This window comes from Vreelandella sp. GE22, from assembly GCF_968212445.1.
This window is the reverse complement of sequence record NZ_OZ309110.1, coordinates 837,147-855,353: the sequence shown is the minus strand read 5'-3', so window position 1 is coordinate 855,353 and position 18,207 is coordinate 837,147. Positions and strand designations below refer to the sequence as shown.

Below are 18,207 nucleotides of genomic sequence, written 5' to 3'. Positions count from 1 at the left end.
TCACACGCCGAAGGATTAGCCGGGGGTCTGCTCGGCCAGGGCGTCCTGCAAATAGCGCTCGGCCTGGCCGCTTCCCATGGCGGTGAGGTGTTCGATGTTACGTTCGGGAATGGCCTGGGTATCGCCATAAAACGCGATGGCTTTCTCGACGCTTGCCTCGCGCAGCAGGTGCACCATGGCGTAGGGCGAACGGTTGGTGTAATTCGAGGCCTCCTCGGGTGCCACACCATCGAAGCAGTAGTCCGGGTGGAAGGTCGCCAACTGGTAAACCCCTTCGTAACCCTGATCAATAAGAATGCTTTCGGCCAGTTCGACGTAGTCCAGATAGTGTTCGAAATGCTTGAACAGCGTCGGGAAGACCAGCAACGTGGTCTCGGTGTCCGGATGTTCATCCAGCCACGCGACTTCGTTCATCAGCTCTTCCAGCGCTACTTCGACTTTCTTCGAGCGCACCACGGCGACGCGGATGGCCGCCCTCTCCAGCTCACGCTGGGCAAAAGGGCATATATTCTGTGCCACGATAAAATTGCGCACCCAGCTCAACGTTTGCCCGGCGACTACCTCGTCTGAATATTGCATTACGCTTTACGCCCATCTTCGCATGTCGATGCGCGCCAGTTTACACCAGTGCGCGCAACAATTATGCGTCCAAGGTGTTTGGGTTCCGAATCTGGAAACACTGTAGCGCCGCGTCGTAGGATCTAGTGATGTGCTCATCGAGCAGCTGGCGTGCCGCCTGGGCGTTGCGTTCAAGCGCCAGCACCACGAGCTGGTGGTGTTCCTCGTCGAGTTGCTGGCGAACCGCTGGCATTTCGGGGCCCTGACGGCGGTAGCGGTCGAACTGGTCATGAAGCTGCTCGATGAAGCGCAGTAGCCAGACAGAGCCGCAGGGAGCGACCAGGGTGCGATGAAACCGGGTATGCAACCGCTCCCACTCATCCTCTTTCTCGGGGGCCATATCCGCGCACTTCAAACGATGCTCGGCGGCCAGCAAATCTGCCTCCCAGGTCGCATCACCGTGGGCAATGGCTTGTTCGAACGCCATTGCCTCCAGCGCCAGGCGCGTTTTGGCAATATCGTCCAGCTCGGTACGTGTCAGAGTTGGCACACGAAATCCACGCTGATTCTCCTGAATCAATAGGCCATAGGCCGCCAGCTTATTCAACGCCTCGCGTAGCGGGCTCAACCCCACCTGATAGCGCTCTTTCAAGGCATTGATGGCCAACTTCTCGCCCGCGGCAAAGCGGCCATCGACGAGGTCCCTGCGCAGAATTTCGTAGATCCGGCTGGAGGCCGTAGCATTGGCCGGCGGGCATGGCGTATTCATCATGGCTTCCTTGTGGCGTAGAGCAGCGAACTGCCCGTCACACGTAATGGTTGAAGGTGCGCTGTTGACGCTGCACAAGCCGCTACATTATATTCAGCGTCATTAATAATCGATTTTAAAAAAATAAACGATTTTACCGACGACTTTACCACGGCGCGGTAATCGCGATGAAGCCATCTTAGCGAGCAATACTCCAATGAAACACACCGCACTGTTCTGGGCTTTCTTTCGGGTCGGCATCTTCGGTTTTGGCGGCGGGCCTTCGATGATCCCGTTGGTACACGCCGAAGTGGTCAAACGCTACGAGTGGCTTACCGACGAAGAGTTTGCCGACATTTTGGCCATTGGCAACACCCTGCCCGGGCCCATTGCCACCAAAATGCCGGGTTACATCGGCTATCGGGTAGGCGGCACTCTCGGTTGCATCACGGCGGTTTTGGCCGTTACCGGCCCCATGATCGTCGCCATGATCGTCATGCTGGGAGTGTTCAGCCGCTATCGCGATGTCGCTTGGATCAGTGGCATGGGCCAAGCGGTCATTCCGGTGGTCATGGTGATGATGGGGCAACTGACCTGGGACTTTCTGGAGAAATCCAAAGCGTCGCTTGGCTGGCTCGTCAGTAGTGTGATCGCGCTGGTTGCCGGTGCGCTGATCTACTGGCTCGGCGTTCACCCGGGCCTGATCATCGGCGCCATTCTGGCGGCCGCCCTCTTGAAGCCCAAGCCTAAAAAGCCCGTGGAGACCTCGCCATGATTTACTGGGAGCTGTTTCTGGCCTTTTTCATTCCCAATATCATCGGCTACGGCGGCGGCCCGGCCATCATTCCACTGCTCGAGGCAGAGGTCGTTGGCCGCTACGGCTGGATGACCTCTCAAGGGTTTGCGGAGACGCTGGCGCTGGGTAACGCCCTGCCAAGCCCGATCGCCACCAAAATGGCCGGCTACATCGGCTATGAGGTTGCCGGCATCGCCGGGGCATCGGTCGCCATCCTGGCCACCGTCGTTCCCTCGCTGCTGCTCATGCTGGGCGCGCTTGGCATTCTCTATCGCCACCGCGAATCCCCCCAGGTCAAGCGCATGAGTCAGTGGGTACGCCCGGTTATCGCGGTCATGATGGCGTGGCTAACGCTCGGCTTTTTTCTGGAAGGCATGGAAAGCGCCGGCCTCATCCATACATTGATCATTGGCGCTTTCGCCACCGCGGCGCTGGTGTGGTGGAAGATACACCCGGCCTTCGTGGTCATTGGCGCGCTCATTTACGGGGCCACGCTGCTCGGCTGATGCCCTTATCGTGGCCCGGGCGCTTGAGCCCGACACTGATTACGAGCGTTCACCTGGTAGTAACGGCCAAAGCGTTGCATCATGGCGCTTTTGATACGTTAAAGGTGCCCTGCGCTTTATGGCCTTGTTGAGCCCCTCCTCTTCGATTACCGGCTTTGTCAGCGTGTTCCGCTACAGCCGGCGCGCGCTGGCGCTGGTTTGGGGCACCTCCCGCTGGATGATGCTGGGCCTTGCCCTTTGCACGCTGGTGGCCGGTGTTTTGCCCGCGCTGGCAGCCTGGGTGGGCCAGTTGATCGTCGATGGCGTGGTCAGCGCCATGAATACCTTCGAGGCCGCCGAAGAACCGGTGCTTTTGATCATCATCGCGCCGGTGCTGCAGCTGGTGGCGCTCGAGGCGCTGATCATCGCGCTGATTGCGCTGGCCCAGCGCGGGCTCGCCGCCCAGCAGTCGCTTTTACGCGCGATGCTGGGCCAAAAGGTCAATGTGCTGATTCTCGAGAAAGCCGGCACGCTTTCCCTGGGCCAATTCGAGGACTCCGAGCTTTACGACAAGCTGACCCGCGCCCGGCGCGAGGCCTCTACCCGGCCGCTGGCGCTGGTCACTAAAACCTTTGGGTTCATTCAAAATGCGATTTCGCTGGGTAGCTTCAGTGTACTGCTCATTCAGTTCTCCCCCTGGGCGCTGTTGATTTTGGCCGTCGGGGCGGTGCCGGTGTTCATCTCCGAGGCGAAGTTTTCCGGCGACGCCTTCCGGCTTTTCCGCCGCCGCTCGCCACAAACGCGTATGCAGAGCTACCTGGAAACCGTGCTGGCGCGGGAAGACAGTATCAAGGAGGTCAAACTCTTTGGTCTCGAGCCGCTCTTTTTACGTCGCTACCGAGCCATTTTCGATCGTCTCTTCGCCGAGGATCGCCTGCTGACACTTAAGCGCGAGGGCTGGGGGTTCGTACTCGGCCTACTGGGCACGCTCACGTTTTATATCGCCTACGGCTGGGTGGTGCTCGAGACGATCGTCGGCGCGATCACTCTGGGCCAGATGACCATGTATCTAATGGTCTTCAAGCAAGGCCAGTCGGCGCTTTCCGCCATTCTGACCGCGATTAGCGGCATGTATGAAGATAACCTGTATCTCTCCAATCTTTACGACTACCTGGAGCACCCCACCGAACAGGAAGGCGGCACGCTGACCGTGGGCGCAGCACCCGGCGACGGGCTTCGCTTCGAGAACGTGAGCTTCGCCTACCCAGGCGGTGGCCAGGCGCTCGTGGATATCTCGTTGCATCTATTACCCGGGCAGAGCCTAGCGCTGGTAGGCGAAAACGGTTCGGGCAAAACGACGCTCATCAAACTGCTGACCCGGCTTTACCAACCCAGCGAAGGGCGTATTTTGCTGGATGGCAGCGACCTGCGGGATTGGGACGCGGATACGCTGCGCAAACGCGTGGGCGTCATTTTTCAGGACTTCGTGCGCTACCAGCTCCCGGTAGGCGAGAACCTCGGCGTGGGCGATATCCACGCCTTCGAGGACCAGGCGCGCTGGCAGCAGGCGGCGCACTTCGGCCTCGCCGACCACTTCATCGAGCGCATGCCCAAGGGGTATCACACCCAGCTTGGCCGATGGTTCAAGGATGGTCAGGAGCTTTCCGGCGGCCAGTGGCAAAAAATCGCGCTCTCGCGGGCCTACATGCGCAAGGACGCGGATATTTTAGTGCTCGACGAGCCCACCGCCGCCATGGACGCTGCCGCCGAAGCCGATGTATTCGCGCGCTTTCGCCAACACAGCCGCGACAAGATGACGATTTTGATCTCGCACCGGTTCTCGACCGTGCGAAGCGCCGGATTGATTCTGGTGATCGACCAAGGGCGTATTATCGAACAAGGTAGCCACGCATCGCTCATGGAACTCGAAGGCCGCTACGCACAGCTTTTTCAGTTACAGGCGGCGGGCTACCAGTAAGCGCCTAAAAGCGGCGCTCCTGCCTTACGGGGGAGGCCTTGTGGCCCACCCCGCTAAATGCCCCAAGCGAGCATTTACTCATCCCAGGCCGGCGCCATGTCCGAGTTGGCAATGCGTTCGCCGCGGTCGAGGGTCGCGATATCCGCCATTTCGGCCTCGGTCAAGGTGAGCCCGAAGGCCTTGATGTTGCTCTCGATATTACGCGCCTTGGTGGAGGACGGAATGGTGACGATGCCGCGGCCCTTGAGCCATGCCATGGCGATCCAGGCTATCAGCGTTGAAAAAAACACCACACCTGATATATTGAACCAGTGTTTCTATTTTCTAACAACATCGATCCGGAGATAACATGGAATCTCGCCAAGCTATCCATAGCGAACATGCCAAGCAATTAGACACTCAAGGGCTCCGTGACCAATTTTTGATAGAAGAGCTATTCAATAAAAATGAGCTGACTTTGGTATATAGCCATTTGGACAGGTTAATTGTTGGTGGCGCACTGCCTACCGATAAAGCCGTACCGATTACTACATCCATGTGCCAACATACTGGAACGGATTACTTTCTTGAGCGTCGTGAGTTAGGCACTATCAATATCGGGGGGCCCGGTACAATTACCGTTGACGGTACCCAACATAGTATCAATACGCACGAAGGGCTTTATATCGGCAAAGAGAGCCGTGAAGTACAGTTTGAGAGTGATGATGCGTCTAATCCGGCGGTTTTTTATATTTGCTGTGCACCCGCCCATCAGCAATATCCTACTCGCAAAGTAACTTTGGCAGACGCCTCTCCACAAACGCTAGGTAACCCGGCCAATAGCAACGAGCGCACCATTTACAAGTATTTTGTACCCGACGTGCTTCCAACTTGCCAGCTATTGATGGGCATGACACGCCTTGAGGAAGGCAGCCTTTGGAACACCATGCCGTGTCATACGCATGAACGCCGCATGGAAGCGTATTTTTATTTCGATATGGCGGATGACAGCGTTGTATTTCATATGATGGGCGAACCCCAGGAAACCCGCCACCTCATTGTACGCAACCGTCAAGTCGCTCTTTCTCCTAGCTGGTCATTGCACTCAGGCGTAGGCACTGGCAGCTATACCTTTATCTGGGCAATGGCGGGTGAAAATCAAACTTTTTCCGATATGGATCATATCCCGATGGATGATCTGCGTTAAAAGCTGGGAGGTATCATGGGCGACACATTATTCGATTTACATGGTAAAACAGCCATTATAACCGGCTGCAATACCGGTCTGGGTCAGGGTATGGCTTTAGGACTAGCAAGCGCGGGCTGCAATATTGTGGGCGTTAATCGGCGATCGCCGGATGAAACACAGCAACGCGTCGAAGCGCTGGGCGTAGAGTTCTTGTCGATCCAGGCAGAGCTGGACAGCACCGATCCTATAGCGAATATAATCCAGCAGACAGAGCAGCGTTTCGGCAAGGCCGACATCCTTATCAACAATGCCGGCACTATCCGACGGGCTAATGCATTAGAGTTTACCGAAAAAGACTGGGACGAAGTACTCGACGTTAATCTCAAGAGCGTTTTCTTTTTATCTCAGGCTTTTGCACGCTCATGTATCGATCAGCAGCGCCGCGGCAAAATTATCAATATTGCCTCCATGCTTTCCTTTCAGGGCGGCATCCGAGTCCCCTCATATACCGCCTCGAAAAGCGGTGTTCTGGGTCTGACACGATTGATGGCGAATGAGTGGGCTGCCCATGGCATCAATGTCAATGCCATCGCGCCGGGATATATGGCTACCAACAATACCGAAGCTCTGCGCAACGATCCGGAGCGCAGCCAGGAGATTCTTGGTCGAATTCCCACAGGGCAATGGGGCAAACCCGAAGACCTCGCCGGGGCGGCAATATTTCTCGCTTCAGACGCGTCTAATTACGTGCAGGGGCATACCCTGGCGGTGGATGGTGGCTGGCTAGCTCGCTAAGAAACGTTATTGTTCATCTCTGTTAAAAGGCGCCAATTTTGAAGATTGGCGCCTTTCTTATTACTGATTTTTACTTGCTAATGGTCATATCAAGCCGAGTGGAATGGGTAGTCATGGAATCCCAATCCGAATGAGACACGCTGCCCCGCCTTGAAAAGTAGTTTTAGATACTCTTCGCGTTTGTGCTCATCATAGCGCACCACAGGGAACGACAGACTCATAGCCGCCGCTGCTTGACCAAATCGATCAAATACCGGCACTGACAAGCAACGTACTCCAAGCTCGGCTTCCTCGCGATCTTCGGCAATTCCTTCCTGGCGAATAGCAGGCAGCTCATCAAGAACCTGCTGCGCACTGGTTAACGTATGCTTTGTTTTAGCAACAAAGCTTGTGTTTTTGAGTATCTCTAGCGCTCTTCCCTCCTCCATCCAAGCCAAGAGCGTCTTACCCATCGCGGTTGAGTAAATAGGGCTACGCCGACCAACGCGCGAATTCATACACAAGTTAAATTGCGAATCATATTTGTGTAAGTAAACAATATGCTGCCCGTCTTCATCCAACGCCCCAAGATGTACAGCCTCATGGGTCTGATCAGAAAGCGCACGCATCTCCGGGTTCGCCAGTGAAATCAAATCAACATTTTCGAGAGCTGCGCCCCCTAGCTCAAAAAGCTTAAGCGTCAGCGCGTACTTCTCAGACTCCTGCTCTTGAGACACGTAACCAAGCTCCTTCATTGTATGAAGAAAGCGGTATGCCGTGCTTTTTGAAGTAAACGAACGTTGTGAGAGCTCGGAGAGGCCAATGCTTGGTTGCTCGGCAAGCCCTTCAAGAATGGCGAAAACCTTCATAACGGCTGCTACATTATCCGGCTTCTGCGAAGCGGCCATATTGCCTGGACCTCGTTTCATAAAAAATGGACTATCGTTCTGAATTTACCTCAAAAAACATGAGTTGCCAACGAATTCTGTTATGACGCTCATCATCCAGGCATATAAAAAACGACTAAAGTATAAAAGAAACATCGTTTCATTTTTATAGGCACACTGTTACATTTAATGCGCACCTTGGGATTTGTAATATTAAAACCAAAGTACCCTTGGGGAATAGACAAAGAACAAAACCAATATGGAGAAGACATGACTACACTTCATCGGGTGGCGCGGGTATCAAACTTAGCTACAGCGTGTGCGTTAATTGCACTTTCTACTCCCGCCTGGTCTGCTGAGCATCTTCTAACAATGAAGCTCGAGCAGACGACCAATGATCATGCGCTGATGCTACCCAAAATCGCGATCAGCCGGATCTTTGAAGACTCATCCTCCCTTATGTTTGAAAAGTCCTGGTTTTGGCAGGATGACGTTCATGAAAGCGGCTGGCCAAAGCACGATGAAGCTTTCGTTAATTACTCCTTCCCTAAAATTCAGCTAGACGCCAACAACCGATGGTCTATGACGCCTCAAGCAGGCGCTAAATTCAGATCTAACGTAACACGTGCATTGGCGGGCTTACGTTTGAGCTACCAAGCGGACGACTGGGGTTTAGCTGGCCGCTATCGCTATGAGCACGAAACGACCCATGAAACAGCGGTAAAAGGCCGTGCGGGACGGATTGATTTATATGCTACTTACAATATCAATGATAGCTGGATGCTCCTCTACAATCCCCACTATCACTTTAAGCATGAGAGCAGTTCTCCTGATTTCGGCACAGGAAACCGTGACTACTTAGAACAAGAGCTCCTCGTATTTAACCATCTGAATGCAAATAATACTGTTTTTGGAGGCTACGTTCAGAGGGATCGTAACAGCTCTGAAGCAAGTATCGATCCAAACCAACGAAATAGTTCTTGGCTTATTGGCTATCAGTATAAGTTCTAGATAAAAAGTTGTAGGCAACCAAATACTTTATTGATGAAGATAACTGCTATCAATCTTAAAGAAACGAGTATGTAAAATGCTAAAAATACACGCCGCTATCGATTTATCGCTAAAGTACCTCTGTTGCCTACTTTTTATAAGCATGGTGGGCGTGGCTAGCTGGCAAGTCATTGCTCGCTATGCATTTAATAACCCCAGTACTATTTCCGAGGCTCTACTTAGGTTTTCTTTGGTGTGGTTGTCAATGCTAGCTATTGCTTATGTGGTAGGTCAGCGGGAGCATGTCAGCCTAACACTGCTCACCGGCAAGCTCACAGGACGCTGGAAAAAATGCTCGGACTTACTGATGGAAATACTCTTTATCCTCTTTGCGGCGGTTGTGCTTATTTATGGTGGACTACAAGCGGCGAATAACAGCATGTCCCAGATCTATCCATTGCTCGGCATTCCCAAAGGCTACTTATACTTATCTCTACCGGTCTCTGGCACATTAATCATAATCTACTGCTTAAATAACTGCACCCTCATCTTCAAGAATAAGGCTCTCACAGGGAGTGCAACGCCATGATGTTAGACGCTGGTATTTTATTAGTGGCCACTTTCTTCATTTTACTCATTATTGGCGCCCCCATTGGTATTTGCATCGCGGTTTCCTCGATGGCCACGATTCTTATGGCATTGCCAACAGAAATTGCCATTTTTACAACCGCACAAAAAATGGTTTCCAGCTTGGATAGCTTCACGCTGCTCGCCATTCCATTTTTTATCCTTTCCGGGGTTTTAATGAACCATGGTGGGATTGCACTGCGCTTGGTTAACTTCGCCAAGTTATTCAGCGGCAGAATCCCTGGTTCCTTAGCTCATACCAACATTGTCGGCAACATGATGTTTGGCGCTATTTCGGGCTCAGCGATTGCCGCCTCGACCTCGATCGGGGGCGTCATGGTCCCCATGAGTGAGAAAGAAGGCTATAGCCGTCCCTTTTCGGCAGCAGCCAATATTGCCTCGGCGCCCACCGGCATGCTTATTCCCCCAACAACGGCGTTCATTCTCTATGCGTTGGCCAGTGGAGGAACCTCTATCTCTGCCCTTTTTGCCGGCGGGCTTATTGCTGGTTGCCTGTGGGGATTCGGCTGCATGCTGGTCGCCTACCTAACAGCGAAAGCAAGAGGTTATACCACCAGTATCGATTTACGTAACTCATCGGTCAGAAAGATCACTATAGATGCGCTGCCAAGCTTATTCTTAATTGTCATAATAATTGGTGGGATCATTCTGGGTGTCTTCACCGCCGTGGAGGCATCCGCGATTTCTGTCCTCTACACCATGCTACTGACCATCTGCATTTATCGCAGCATCGACTTTAACGCGTTCAAAGCGTCACTGATAAAAGCACTCGAGACTACCGGCGTCATCATGTTTCTACTGGCTGCTTCAGCTGCCATGTCATTCGCGATGTCGATCACAGGCCTTCCTGGCGCGTTGAGTACAGCCATTTTAGAGATCTCGGACAATCCGATAATAGTCTTACTGGTGATTACCTTGATGCTGCTGGTCATCGGCTGCTTTATGGATATAGGCCCCGCCATCTTGATCTTTACACCCATTTTACTTCCGATAACTACGCAAATCGGAATCGATCCAGTGCATTTTGGCATCATTATGGTATTCAACCTTTGTATCGGCACCATCACACCACCGGTTGGAACCGGCCTGTTTGTGGGGGCGGGCGTTGCCAAAGAGAAAGTCGAAAACCTGCTGCTTCCTTTGTTACCTTTCTACTTCGTGATCATGACTATACTTTTGTTAATTACTTATATTCCTCAAATCACACTATTTCTACCCAAGCTTATGGGTCTATAACGCCATCAATTATTAGTGGAGACGACACCAATGAAAGTATTTGAAGTAAAGAATAGCGATCTATTAAGAAAGAAAGAGCGCTTCATAGAGCGCAAAGAGTTGATCGAACTTATTAAAAGCAATATCCACAACCTGGTCAACATACATGATCAAACAGGTGAGTACCTGTTGCACCTGGATGATGGCAGAACGATCGATACCAAGGGCTGGGCAGGCTGGGAGTGGACCCATGGCATCGGCCTTTACGGTATATATAAATATTACGAGCAAACCACCGACAAAGAGGCTCTGGCCATTATCGACCAGTGGTTTAAAGACCGCTTCGATGAGCCCTTGGCTACCAAGAATGTGAACACTGTATGCCCCTTTTTGACGCTTGCCTATCGCTATGAAGAAACGGGCCATAAAGAATGGTTACCCTACCTGGAAGCTTGGGCCGAGTGGGTCATGTATGAAATGCCTCGTACGGAGAAAGGCGGCCTCCAGCATATCGTTTACAACAGCGAAAATTATCAGCAGCTCTGGGATGACACGCTGATGATGAGCGTAATGCCACTTGCAAAGATTGGGCAGTTGTTGAATAAACCCGAGTACATCGAAGAGGCGAAATACCAGTTTCTGATTCATATTCAATACCTGATGGATAAACAAACCGGCGCCTGGTTTCATGGCTGGACTTTCGAGGGCAATCATAATTACGCCAATGCACTCTGGGCACGGGGTAATAGCTGGCTAACCATCGTCATCCCTGATTTTTTGGAATTGCTCGACCTGCCAAAGCACGATGCATTTCGTCGCCACCTCATCCAGGTACTTGAGTCGCAAATCGAAGCACTTGCCCAGTGGCAATCCGACAGCGGCCTTTGGCACACATTAATGAATGATCCAGACTCCTACCTTGAAGCCTCGGCAACGGCAGGGTTTGCATACGGATTATTAAAAGCGGTGCGTTTACGCTATATCGATGCCAGTTATGCTCAAGTGGCAGAAAAAGCGGTTAAAGGCGTTATTGACAACATTAACTCAGCAGGTGAGCTAGAGCAGGTTTCATTTGGGACAGCCATGGGAGATAGCCTCGACTTCTACAAAGAAATACCATTAACATCAATGCCGTATGGTCAAGCGATGTCCATATTATGTCTTTCTGAATACATGCGGACATACTTGTAAATTAGCGTATGTAACGCGCAACTCAATACCAACAATATCAATACGGAGTGAACCATGATCACCTCACGCTACCCAAGAACAATCTTATCCGCGACGATCACCGTTTTCGCATTAGCCGCCGGGAGCGCTCAAGCAGAGCAAAGCATTAACCTAAAGCTGGCCTATGCTCAAAATTCACAGCCGGTGAAAGATGCGCTGGACCTCTTCGGGGAACTAGTAGAGGAAAAGAGCAATGGATCGATTACCGTATCCTATTTTCCGGATAGCCAGCTAGGCGGCGAAAGCGAACTCGTCGAGCTACTTCAGGCGGGCGCAATCGATATGACGAAGGTATCCGGGGGGTTAATGGGCAGTTTCTCGCCCCTTTACGATGTCTTTTCAATGCCGTATCTGTTCGATGACGAAGAACATTTTTATCACGTTATGAACGATGAAGAGATTATGTCGAACGTGTATCAATCCACGAAAGAACAAGGCTTTGTAGGCGTTGGTTGGTATGACTCTGGTCAGCGCAATTTTTACACTACTGGCGAACCCATCGAACGAGTTGAAGATTTAGCAGGTAAAAAGATTCGTGTAATGCAGAGCCAAACTGCCATCGACACGATGAGACTACTGGGTGCCTCGCCGGTGGTGATGGCACAAGAAGAAGTCTATACAGCGCTGCAGCAAGGCGTGTTAGACGGCGCTGAAAATAACGAGTTCGCTCTCACCGCTGCCCGCCATGGTGAGGTCGTCGACTACTATACGCTGGATGGCCATACCCGAATTCCCGACATCATCCTGATCAGCAACCGGGTACTTGAGTCGCTCTCGGACGATCAGCGCGTAGCGGTAATGGAAGCGCTTGGTGAGTCTACTGAGTCTCAGGTAGAACATTGGCAAGAAGCGATCACCAATGCCCAAACACAAATCCAGGATGAATTTGGGGTTGCCATTAATGAAGTGGACATCCCCCCCTTCCAGGAAGCTGTCCAGCCGATTTACGAAGCGCTAGAAAGCACACCTGAAGAGTACGCTATTTATCAGCAGATTAAAGCGGCCAGCAATCACTAGAACTATTTCCCAGCAGGCGTAGCATTTGTTGCTACGCCTTATTGGGTACCCCTTCTCCTGCATTCTACTATACTTTATTTAACGGGGGACTCTATGAATATTGGCATTAGAGCTCATGACCTGCCTAAACAGACATTGAATAGTCTTGTCGACAACTTATCAGACAGGCATCTAAACACCGTACAGCTCGCTTTGGGAAAATCCTTCGATTTAATCCCTGAAGCGGGATTTATCACCCCGGGTTTGGCTAGCCATATCCAAAGAGCATTTAGCGAAAGAGGCCTGAGGATATCGGTATTGGGCTGCTACGTAAATATCATCCATCCTGATCAGCGGGAGCGTGAGCAGGCGCTCGCCCTGTTCAAAGAGCACTTAAAGTACGCGCGGGACTTCGGCTGCAGTATTGTGGGTACCGAAACCGGCAATATAAATGCCGAGATTATGTATACCGAAGATAACTTCACAGAGGCAGCCTTCAGTGAGATGGTGAAAAGCGTCAGGGAGCTGGTAGTAGAAGCAGAAAAATTTGGCGTTATTGTCGGTATAGAGCCGGGGGTCAATCATCCCCTCCATAGCGTAGATAAAGTACGCCGTTTAGTAGACGCCATACCCTCGAATAACCTGCAGATCATTTTTGATCCTGTCAATCTATTAACGAGTGATAACTATCATGATCAACGGGAAATTTTAAGCAGCGCCATATCCGAGTGGGGCGATAAAGTCGCCATTATTCACGCTAAAGATTTCATTATCGACAACGGCCGTTTGGTATTTGTACCTTTGGGCAAGGGCTGGCTTGATTATCAATTGGTATTTGACCAACTGATCAGTAAAAAACCCTATATCGATATCATCATGGATGAAATCCAGGCAGATGATATCGAGGCCAGTTTTGCCTTCATCCAATCTCTGAGTAACGCTGGCCCCAATATCAGCAATCACCCCCGCTAACGAGCGGGCGGCGCTAGCCCCATTTGGCTAACGCCGCCCGCCCCTGCAGTGACAGCTTCGAATTTCGATGGGTCAATTCCAGATCAATACGCCGACGATTGTCAGCATCAGGATCATCAATGACACCATCGCCTCGCCCAGCGTATAGGTTTTGAATCCCCCGCGAACGGTGAACCTGGCCAATTGGGTGGTAATCCAGAAGCCACTATCGTTGACGTGACCAATACTGATACCGCCCGCTAAAGCCGCCAAGGCAATCCATAGCGGCTCGACGACCCCTGTGGAGGCCGCCCCCGCCATGATGGTCATGGCAGTGATACCGGCCACGGTGCCAGAGCCTTGGGCAATCCGGAAAATAGCCGCCAAAGCATAGGTCAATAGCACCATGCCTAGCGCTGACTGGGTATCTCGGAAAAGCTGATCGACCAGCATTTCACCGATTTGCGTCTCCTGAATTACGGCCCCCAACGAGCCCCCCGCACCGGTGACCAACAGCACAAGTCCCGCCGTTTGTAACCCTTTGGAGGCGGAAACATCACACCGGTCGCGGGACATCAGTGGAATGGAAACGGCATATGCCGCTATCGCCCCGAGCATCAACGCCACGATTCGGTCACTCACAAAGGCGACGAAGCCAGGCGGCTCGGTCCCTCCAAGTACTCCGATTTGCTGGCCGTAATCGTATAGTGTGCCGCTTAAAATGAGCAGGATTGGAATGGCTATAGGTGCCAGCGCCTGCCATAGCGGGATGCCCGCCACGTCAGGGCGCGCCGCAGATTCCTCCTCTAGCTCACCAGCCTCATCGATCGCCAATTCGTCTTTGGCAGCATTCCAGATACCTGCATCCAGCAACATAAAATAGAGTTTCATGACGATCAGCGACGTGATCAACCCAACGGTCAGCCCTGCAAAGGTCATGATACCAATATCAAAACCAAGGATAGAGGCCGCCGCGAGAGGATTGGGAGTCGGTGGTACTATCGTATGCGAGGTGGCCGCACCGATTACCAGCGCCCCTATGGCATACGGCAATGGCTTGCCCAGTGTTTTGGCCAGAGCCACGCCTAGCGGCACTAGAATGACAAACGTGACATCGAAGAATACGGGTATCGACAGCAAGAACCCGGTAAGTCCGAGGGCATATAATCCGGCTCCTTTAGGCGCGCTGGATACCATTTTGTGGGCAATCTTATGGGCGGCACCCGAATCACTCATGAGCTGGCCAATGATCACCCCAAAGCCGATCGGCAAGCCGATGGCCGTCATGATATTGCCAAATCCTGCACCAATGGCATCCACCGTGCCGGTCATGCCAAGGCCCATAGATAAGCCGAGATACAAGCAGCCCACTACCAGGCTAATGGCGGCATTCAATTTTACGTAAAGTATCAGCAACAGGATCAGCAAGATCGCTATTGCAAGATGCAATACTTCCATGGCGTCATCTCCACTATTATCGTCTTTATTGAGTTCACAGGGGCTCAAGTGGGCGGAGCGTATCCGCCACTTATTTCGCTATTATTATTATTGGACCAGATGCTGAGGTGCTGGAACGGTGTAGCTATTACCCCTTGGATGTTTCGCCCTCTCTTTTCATCCACACAGGGGTCACGATAAACCAGATAGCGGTTACCACTAAAACGCTCCCCTTCATCGTGGAATCGCTGACCACGTCAAACAAATACAGCAGCGGTAATAGCACGGTCAGCACCAGCATCAAAAGTGAAATACCCTGGAAAAGCTTACGCATTACAAGGACTCCCGCTTTGATATGGAAGATGTCTTTGATTCTTCTTGCCGCTTATGCTGAGCAATAAAGCTTAGGGCGATAAACAGGGCCGCAGCAATGAACCAACCGGGCAGCGCTACAAAGAAGATTTCGATACCGGCAAACTGCACCATGAACAAACAAACAGCCAACGTCACTAGCCATGTCGCCATCACGGGTATCGTAAAGCGCTGTCCAGCGTGTTCGGCATAAAAGCTTTTCAGCCCCAGCCTGGGCAGTATCCAGTAGTCAATGACGATCACCGCCCCTATAGGCATGAGCAGTAGACCATACAGCGCGACAAAATCCAGAAGCTGCATCGCCACACCTGGAAATAGCGCCACGACAGTCGTCAAAAGCCCCGTGCCGATAGTCACTTTAAAGCGCGAAACCGAGGGAATGATCGCCTGAAACGCCAAGCCTGCCCGATAGATGGTTGGATTGGCCGTCGTCCAGCCGGCGATGATGACGCAGATCAGTCCCGCCACTCCCAAAGCCTGATCAGCCAGCGGGCCAGGCAGGGGGTTAGGCATCTGCCCCGCCTCAGAGGCCGCTATTACAGCAGCCTCACTGGTAAGTCCCGCGTCATACATTTGAAAGGCAAACAGCATCGAGGCCGCCAACCAGGCCATAAAGTGGCCAACATACATGCCTGCAGCCGAAGCAATGCTATACCAACTCTTGCGCGCAAACCGCAGCACCGTTAAGTCGGACATGCCCACGTGCATGGCCATATTGGCGAACCAGGCAAAGAAAATCACATGCCAGATCGAAAAGCTGGGCTGGCCCGGCACTTCCACACCCGTCCATATGGCGGTATCCGCTAGCGTCCATAAATCGCTTAGTGAACTTGCTTCAGCCCCCGTCGCATCGATAAACCACTTCAATGATACGATGCCAAAACCCAAGAACATCAACACCATCCAGGGAGCCGCGATATTGGCAAACCATGACACAAAGCGGTAGCCAAAAGCTGCGACGAGCGTAATCACTATTCCCACGCCCACAACACTCAACACCCAGCCCAGGCTATTGGGCAACAGGTCAGCAAGAGTTGGTAGTGGAAACCCAAACCATACTCCGACGGCCGTGGCCGACACGGTGATCATCGCCCCAGCAAGAAAGCAGAATGAAACGCCGTTGGCCAAGTTGTAAAGAATGACCGTATAACGGCCAGCAATTTTTTCGAGGTGTCGGTAGAGCGTTAGCCGCACCCGTGTGCCGATGGGCGCGGTTAAAAAAAACCAACTCATTACAGCCAGCAAATTGCCCACCAACAGCCCGACAACCACATCGAAGGCGGCCACACCTGCGAGCACAAATAGCGGGCCGATCATCAGCTCGGTACCTGCGGTGTGCTCGCCTGCGTACATACCGATAAAGCTTTTGAAACCAAGCCGGGCCTGGGCAGGCACCGGCGTACGCTCGTACTCTCCACCCACTACGCCAGACGTATCTGACGTAGTAGCAGAGTCGCTCGTATGACTCATGGCTGGATACCTCAGTCGGATGGTTTATCAGGTTTCCAAGTACACCACATGGCTATGGGTATATTCGTACAGACCGTGCTTACCATCCGCTCCACCGATCCCTGATTTACGCACCCCCGCGTGGAAGCCTTGCATCGCTTCGAAGTTTTCACGGTTGATGTAGGTCTCACCAAAGTCCAACTCTCGCGCTGCCTGCATGGCGCTGCCGAGGCTGCGCGTATAGATGGAAGAGGTCAGTCCATATTCGCAATCATTGGCCAGGGCAATGGCTTCATCGAGGGTATCGACAATCTGTATGGGGAGAACGGGACCAAAAATCTCCTTGCGCATGATCTCCATATCATGACGGCAATTGGAAAGTACTGTGGGCTGATAGTGAAACCCAGCGCCGGAATCGGCGATACTGCCACCGGTAACCAGTTCAGCTCCTTCACGACGTGCGGTTTCCACCATTTGCGCGACCTTATCCAACCCTGCCTGGTTGATGATCGGACCCATTTCGACGTCACTATCGGCTAGCGGGTCGCCAAAGCGAGTAGCCTCCATCGCTTTGGCCATTCGCGCGGTAAACTCATCGGCAACGCCCCGCTGAACGTAAACACGCTCAGCACAGTTACAAACCTGCCCGGTATTGATGATCCGGGAGCCGCGGATAGCGTTCACCGCTAGATCAAGGTCGGCATCGTCGAGGACGATAGAGGGCGCCTTACCGCCCAGCTCCAGATTGAGCTTGGTGATATTGTTTGCCGCGTTGGTCATTATGCGGCTACCCGTCTCTACGCTACCTGTGAAGCTAACCATATCGACCTGTGGGCTGGCGGTAAGGGCGTTGCCCGCCTCAGCCCCGGTACCGCTGATCACGTTGAACACGCCCTTCGGAAAACCAACCTCATCGAGCAGCCGAGTGAACTCGAAGCAGTTGTTGGGCGTCTCTTCACTTGGTTTGATGACCACGGTGTTTCCTGTGATCAAGGCAGGTGCCATCTTGCGGGCTATCAGGAAAAACGGAAAGTTCCAAGGCAGGATGCCGGCGACGACGCCAAGCGGTTTACGAAACAGAAAGATATTCTCTTTAGGCCGATCACTCTGAATGATTTCGCCTTCGATACGGCGCCCCCATTCGGCCATATAATCCAGATAGTCCGCAGTAAAGTTGACCTCGACTTCGGCCAGACCGCTGACCTTGCCCTGCTCTTGAGTAATGGTACGCGCCAACGATGTCACGTTATCGCGTAGTTTGTCGGCCAGCTTGTGCAGCCATGCCGCCCGCTCGACGGCCGGTGTCGCAGCCCAGCTTTTTTGCGCGGCACGGGCAGCCTCTAGTGCCCGGTCAACCTCTTCAGAATTGGCATTGGGCACCCGCGATAGCAGCGCTTGAGTCGCCGGGTTGAAAACCTCCAAGTGCTGCTCGCTTGGCTCGAACACACCATTGATATAATTTTGATAAGTGGTTGGCTGTGACATCGTGAGTCTCCTGTTATCGTTATAGTTCGCGGCGCAGATG

At 52.6% G+C, this 18,207-nt stretch carries 19 protein-coding genes; 11 read left to right on the top strand and 8 right to left on the bottom strand.

Translation table 11 applies throughout. From position 1 onward, the window contains the following. Positions 1–15 precede the first annotated feature (15 nt). Both ACWHRL_RS04090 and ACWHRL_RS04085 read right to left on the bottom strand, forming a co-directional pair. Positions 16–579, bottom strand: a complete 564-nt coding sequence (locus ACWHRL_RS04090) for a DUF1415 domain-containing protein (RefSeq protein WP_447527996.1) — start codon at positions 577–579, stop codon at positions 16–18. A 61-nt stretch (positions 580–640) separates the two neighbouring features. Continuing rightward, positions 641–1,327 carry a GntR family transcriptional regulator gene (locus ACWHRL_RS04085; RefSeq protein WP_447895345.1) on the bottom strand — a complete coding sequence of 229 codons (687 nt, stop codon included), beginning with the start codon at positions 1,325–1,327 and terminating at the stop codon, positions 641–643. A gap of 196 nt (positions 1,328–1,523) precedes the next feature. Between ACWHRL_RS04085 and ACWHRL_RS04080 the strand changes: the two genes are divergently transcribed. From ACWHRL_RS04080 to ACWHRL_RS04070, 3 genes are all read left to right on the top strand, one after another. Then, complete coding sequence (locus ACWHRL_RS04080; RefSeq protein ID WP_447527994.1) at positions 1,524–2,081, top strand: chromate transporter; 558 nt, start codon at positions 1,524–1,526, stop codon at positions 2,079–2,081. Then, positions 2,078–2,608, top strand: a complete 531-nt coding sequence (locus tag ACWHRL_RS04075) for a chromate transporter (RefSeq protein ID WP_447895344.1) — start codon at positions 2,078–2,080, stop codon at positions 2,606–2,608. The genes ACWHRL_RS04080 and ACWHRL_RS04075 overlap by 4 nt, the downstream gene beginning before the upstream one ends. Before the next feature lie 118 nt (positions 2,609–2,726). After that, positions 2,727–4,565 carry an ABC transporter ATP-binding protein gene (locus tag ACWHRL_RS04070; RefSeq protein ID WP_447895342.1) on the top strand — a complete coding sequence of 613 codons (1,839 nt, stop codon included), beginning with the start codon at positions 2,727–2,729 and terminating at the stop codon, positions 4,563–4,565. A gap of 74 nt (positions 4,566–4,639) precedes the next feature. Here ACWHRL_RS04070 and ACWHRL_RS04065 read toward each other — a convergent pair whose 3' ends face one another. After that, positions 4,640–4,855 (bottom strand): aldo/keto reductase, encoded by a 216-nt coding sequence (locus ACWHRL_RS04065; protein WP_447895341.1) that lies wholly within the window; start codon positions 4,853–4,855, stop codon positions 4,640–4,642. A 59-nt stretch (positions 4,856–4,914) separates the two neighbouring features. Between ACWHRL_RS04065 and kduI the strand changes: the two genes are divergently transcribed. After that, positions 4,915–5,751: a 5-dehydro-4-deoxy-D-glucuronate isomerase gene (gene kduI, locus ACWHRL_RS04060; protein ID WP_447895340.1), complete on the top strand. Its 837-nt coding sequence runs from the start codon at positions 4,915–4,917 to the stop codon at positions 5,749–5,751. Between the two features lie 15 nt (positions 5,752–5,766). Then, entirely contained in the window at positions 5,767–6,528 is a 762-nt protein-coding gene (kduD, locus tag ACWHRL_RS04055; RefSeq protein WP_447895339.1) for a 2-dehydro-3-deoxy-D-gluconate 5-dehydrogenase KduD, read from the top strand. Positions 6,529–6,617: 89 nt separating this feature from the next. On the opposite strand, the gene kdgR is transcribed toward kduD, so the two are convergent. Beyond that, on the bottom strand, positions 6,618–7,415 hold the full coding sequence (kdgR, locus tag ACWHRL_RS04050; protein WP_447895338.1) for a DNA-binding transcriptional regulator KdgR: 798 nt from the start codon (positions 7,413–7,415) through the stop codon (positions 6,618–6,620). Between the two features lie 249 nt (positions 7,416–7,664). Between kdgR and ACWHRL_RS04045 the strand changes: the two genes are divergently transcribed. From ACWHRL_RS04045 to ACWHRL_RS04020, 6 genes are all read left to right on the top strand, one after another. Then, the gene (locus ACWHRL_RS04045; RefSeq protein WP_447895337.1) at positions 7,665–8,405 is read left to right on the top strand and encodes an oligogalacturonate-specific porin KdgM family protein; all 741 of its coding nucleotides are present in this window, start codon (positions 7,665–7,667) and stop codon (positions 8,403–8,405) included. Positions 8,406–8,481: 76 nt separating this feature from the next. Beyond that, on the top strand, positions 8,482–8,973 hold the full coding sequence (locus ACWHRL_RS04040) for a TRAP transporter small permease (RefSeq protein ID WP_447895336.1): 492 nt from the start codon (positions 8,482–8,484) through the stop codon (positions 8,971–8,973). Beyond that, positions 8,970–10,268: a TRAP transporter large permease gene (locus ACWHRL_RS04035; protein WP_447895335.1), complete on the top strand. Its 1,299-nt coding sequence runs from the start codon at positions 8,970–8,972 to the stop codon at positions 10,266–10,268. The genes ACWHRL_RS04040 and ACWHRL_RS04035 overlap by 4 nt, the downstream gene beginning before the upstream one ends. Positions 10,269–10,298: 30 nt before the next feature. Then, entirely contained in the window at positions 10,299–11,438 is a 1,140-nt protein-coding gene (bglB, locus tag ACWHRL_RS04030) for a beta-galactosidase BglB (protein WP_447895334.1), read from the top strand. 54 nt (positions 11,439–11,492) lie between these two features. Continuing rightward, the gene (locus ACWHRL_RS04025; RefSeq protein ID WP_447895333.1) at positions 11,493–12,494 is read left to right on the top strand and encodes a TRAP transporter substrate-binding protein; all 1,002 of its coding nucleotides are present in this window, start codon (positions 11,493–11,495) and stop codon (positions 12,492–12,494) included. Positions 12,495–12,587: 93 nt separating this feature from the next. Further along, positions 12,588–13,445, top strand: a complete 858-nt coding sequence (locus ACWHRL_RS04020) for a sugar phosphate isomerase/epimerase family protein (RefSeq protein WP_447895332.1) — start codon at positions 12,588–12,590, stop codon at positions 13,443–13,445. 72 nt (positions 13,446–13,517) lie between these two features. On the opposite strand, the gene ACWHRL_RS04015 is transcribed toward ACWHRL_RS04020, so the two are convergent. From ACWHRL_RS04015 to aldA, 4 genes are all read right to left on the bottom strand, one after another. Then, on the bottom strand, positions 13,518–14,882 hold the full coding sequence (locus tag ACWHRL_RS04015) for a GntP family permease (protein WP_447895331.1): 1,365 nt from the start codon (positions 14,880–14,882) through the stop codon (positions 13,518–13,520). Between the two features lie 127 nt (positions 14,883–15,009). After that, positions 15,010–15,195 carry a hypothetical protein gene (locus tag ACWHRL_RS04010; protein WP_447895330.1) on the bottom strand — a complete coding sequence of 62 codons (186 nt, stop codon included), beginning with the start codon at positions 15,193–15,195 and terminating at the stop codon, positions 15,010–15,012. Then, a complete protein-coding gene (locus tag ACWHRL_RS04005; protein ID WP_447895329.1) occupies positions 15,195–16,703 on the bottom strand; it encodes a purine-cytosine permease family protein in 1,509 nt (502 codons plus the stop codon). Before ACWHRL_RS04005 ends, ACWHRL_RS04010 begins: the two co-directional genes overlap by 1 nt. A gap of 27 nt (positions 16,704–16,730) precedes the next feature. Then, positions 16,731–18,167, bottom strand: coding sequence for an aldehyde dehydrogenase (gene aldA, locus ACWHRL_RS04000; RefSeq protein WP_447895328.1), 1,437 nt, complete (start codon positions 18,165–18,167; stop codon positions 16,731–16,733). Between the last annotated feature and the right edge of the window lie 40 nt (positions 18,168–18,207).

Bases quoted from the DNA above. Each gene is read 5' to 3' on its own strand.
- ACWHRL_RS04090 (WP_447527996.1), bottom strand. From the start codon at position 579: ATGCAATATTCAGACGAGGTAGTCGCCGGGCAAACGTTGAGCTGGGTG.
- ACWHRL_RS04085 (WP_447895345.1), bottom strand. From the start codon at position 1,327: ATGAATACGCCATGCCCGCCGGCCAATGCTACGGCCTCCAGCCGGATC.
- ACWHRL_RS04080 (WP_447527994.1), top strand. From the start codon at position 1,524: ATGAAACACACCGCACTGTTCTGGGCTTTCTTTCGGGTCGGCATCTTC.
- ACWHRL_RS04075 (WP_447895344.1), top strand. From the start codon at position 2,078: ATGATTTACTGGGAGCTGTTTCTGGCCTTTTTCATTCCCAATATCATC.
- ACWHRL_RS04070 (WP_447895342.1), top strand. From the start codon at position 2,727: ATGGCCTTGTTGAGCCCCTCCTCTTCGATTACCGGCTTTGTCAGCGTG.
- kduI (WP_447895340.1), top strand. From the start codon at position 4,915: ATGGAATCTCGCCAAGCTATCCATAGCGAACATGCCAAGCAATTAGAC.
- kduD (WP_447895339.1), top strand. From the start codon at position 5,767: ATGGGCGACACATTATTCGATTTACATGGTAAAACAGCCATTATAACC.
- kdgR (WP_447895338.1), bottom strand. From the start codon at position 7,415: ATGGCCGCTTCGCAGAAGCCGGATAATGTAGCAGCCGTTATGAAGGTT.
- ACWHRL_RS04045 (WP_447895337.1), top strand. From the start codon at position 7,665: ATGACTACACTTCATCGGGTGGCGCGGGTATCAAACTTAGCTACAGCG.
- ACWHRL_RS04040 (WP_447895336.1), top strand. From the start codon at position 8,482: ATGCTAAAAATACACGCCGCTATCGATTTATCGCTAAAGTACCTCTGT.
- ACWHRL_RS04035 (WP_447895335.1), top strand. From the start codon at position 8,970: ATGATGTTAGACGCTGGTATTTTATTAGTGGCCACTTTCTTCATTTTA.
- bglB (WP_447895334.1), top strand. From the start codon at position 10,299: ATGAAAGTATTTGAAGTAAAGAATAGCGATCTATTAAGAAAGAAAGAG.
- ACWHRL_RS04025 (WP_447895333.1), top strand. From the start codon at position 11,493: ATGATCACCTCACGCTACCCAAGAACAATCTTATCCGCGACGATCACC.
- ACWHRL_RS04020 (WP_447895332.1), top strand. From the start codon at position 12,588: ATGAATATTGGCATTAGAGCTCATGACCTGCCTAAACAGACATTGAAT.
- ACWHRL_RS04015 (WP_447895331.1), bottom strand. From the start codon at position 14,882: ATGGAAGTATTGCATCTTGCAATAGCGATCTTGCTGATCCTGTTGCTG.
- ACWHRL_RS04010 (WP_447895330.1), bottom strand. From the start codon at position 15,195: ATGCGTAAGCTTTTCCAGGGTATTTCACTTTTGATGCTGGTGCTGACC.
- ACWHRL_RS04005 (WP_447895329.1), bottom strand. From the start codon at position 16,703: ATGAGTCATACGAGCGACTCTGCTACTACGTCAGATACGTCTGGCGTA.
- aldA (WP_447895328.1), bottom strand. From the start codon at position 18,167: ATGTCACAGCCAACCACTTATCAAAATTATATCAATGGTGTGTTCGAG.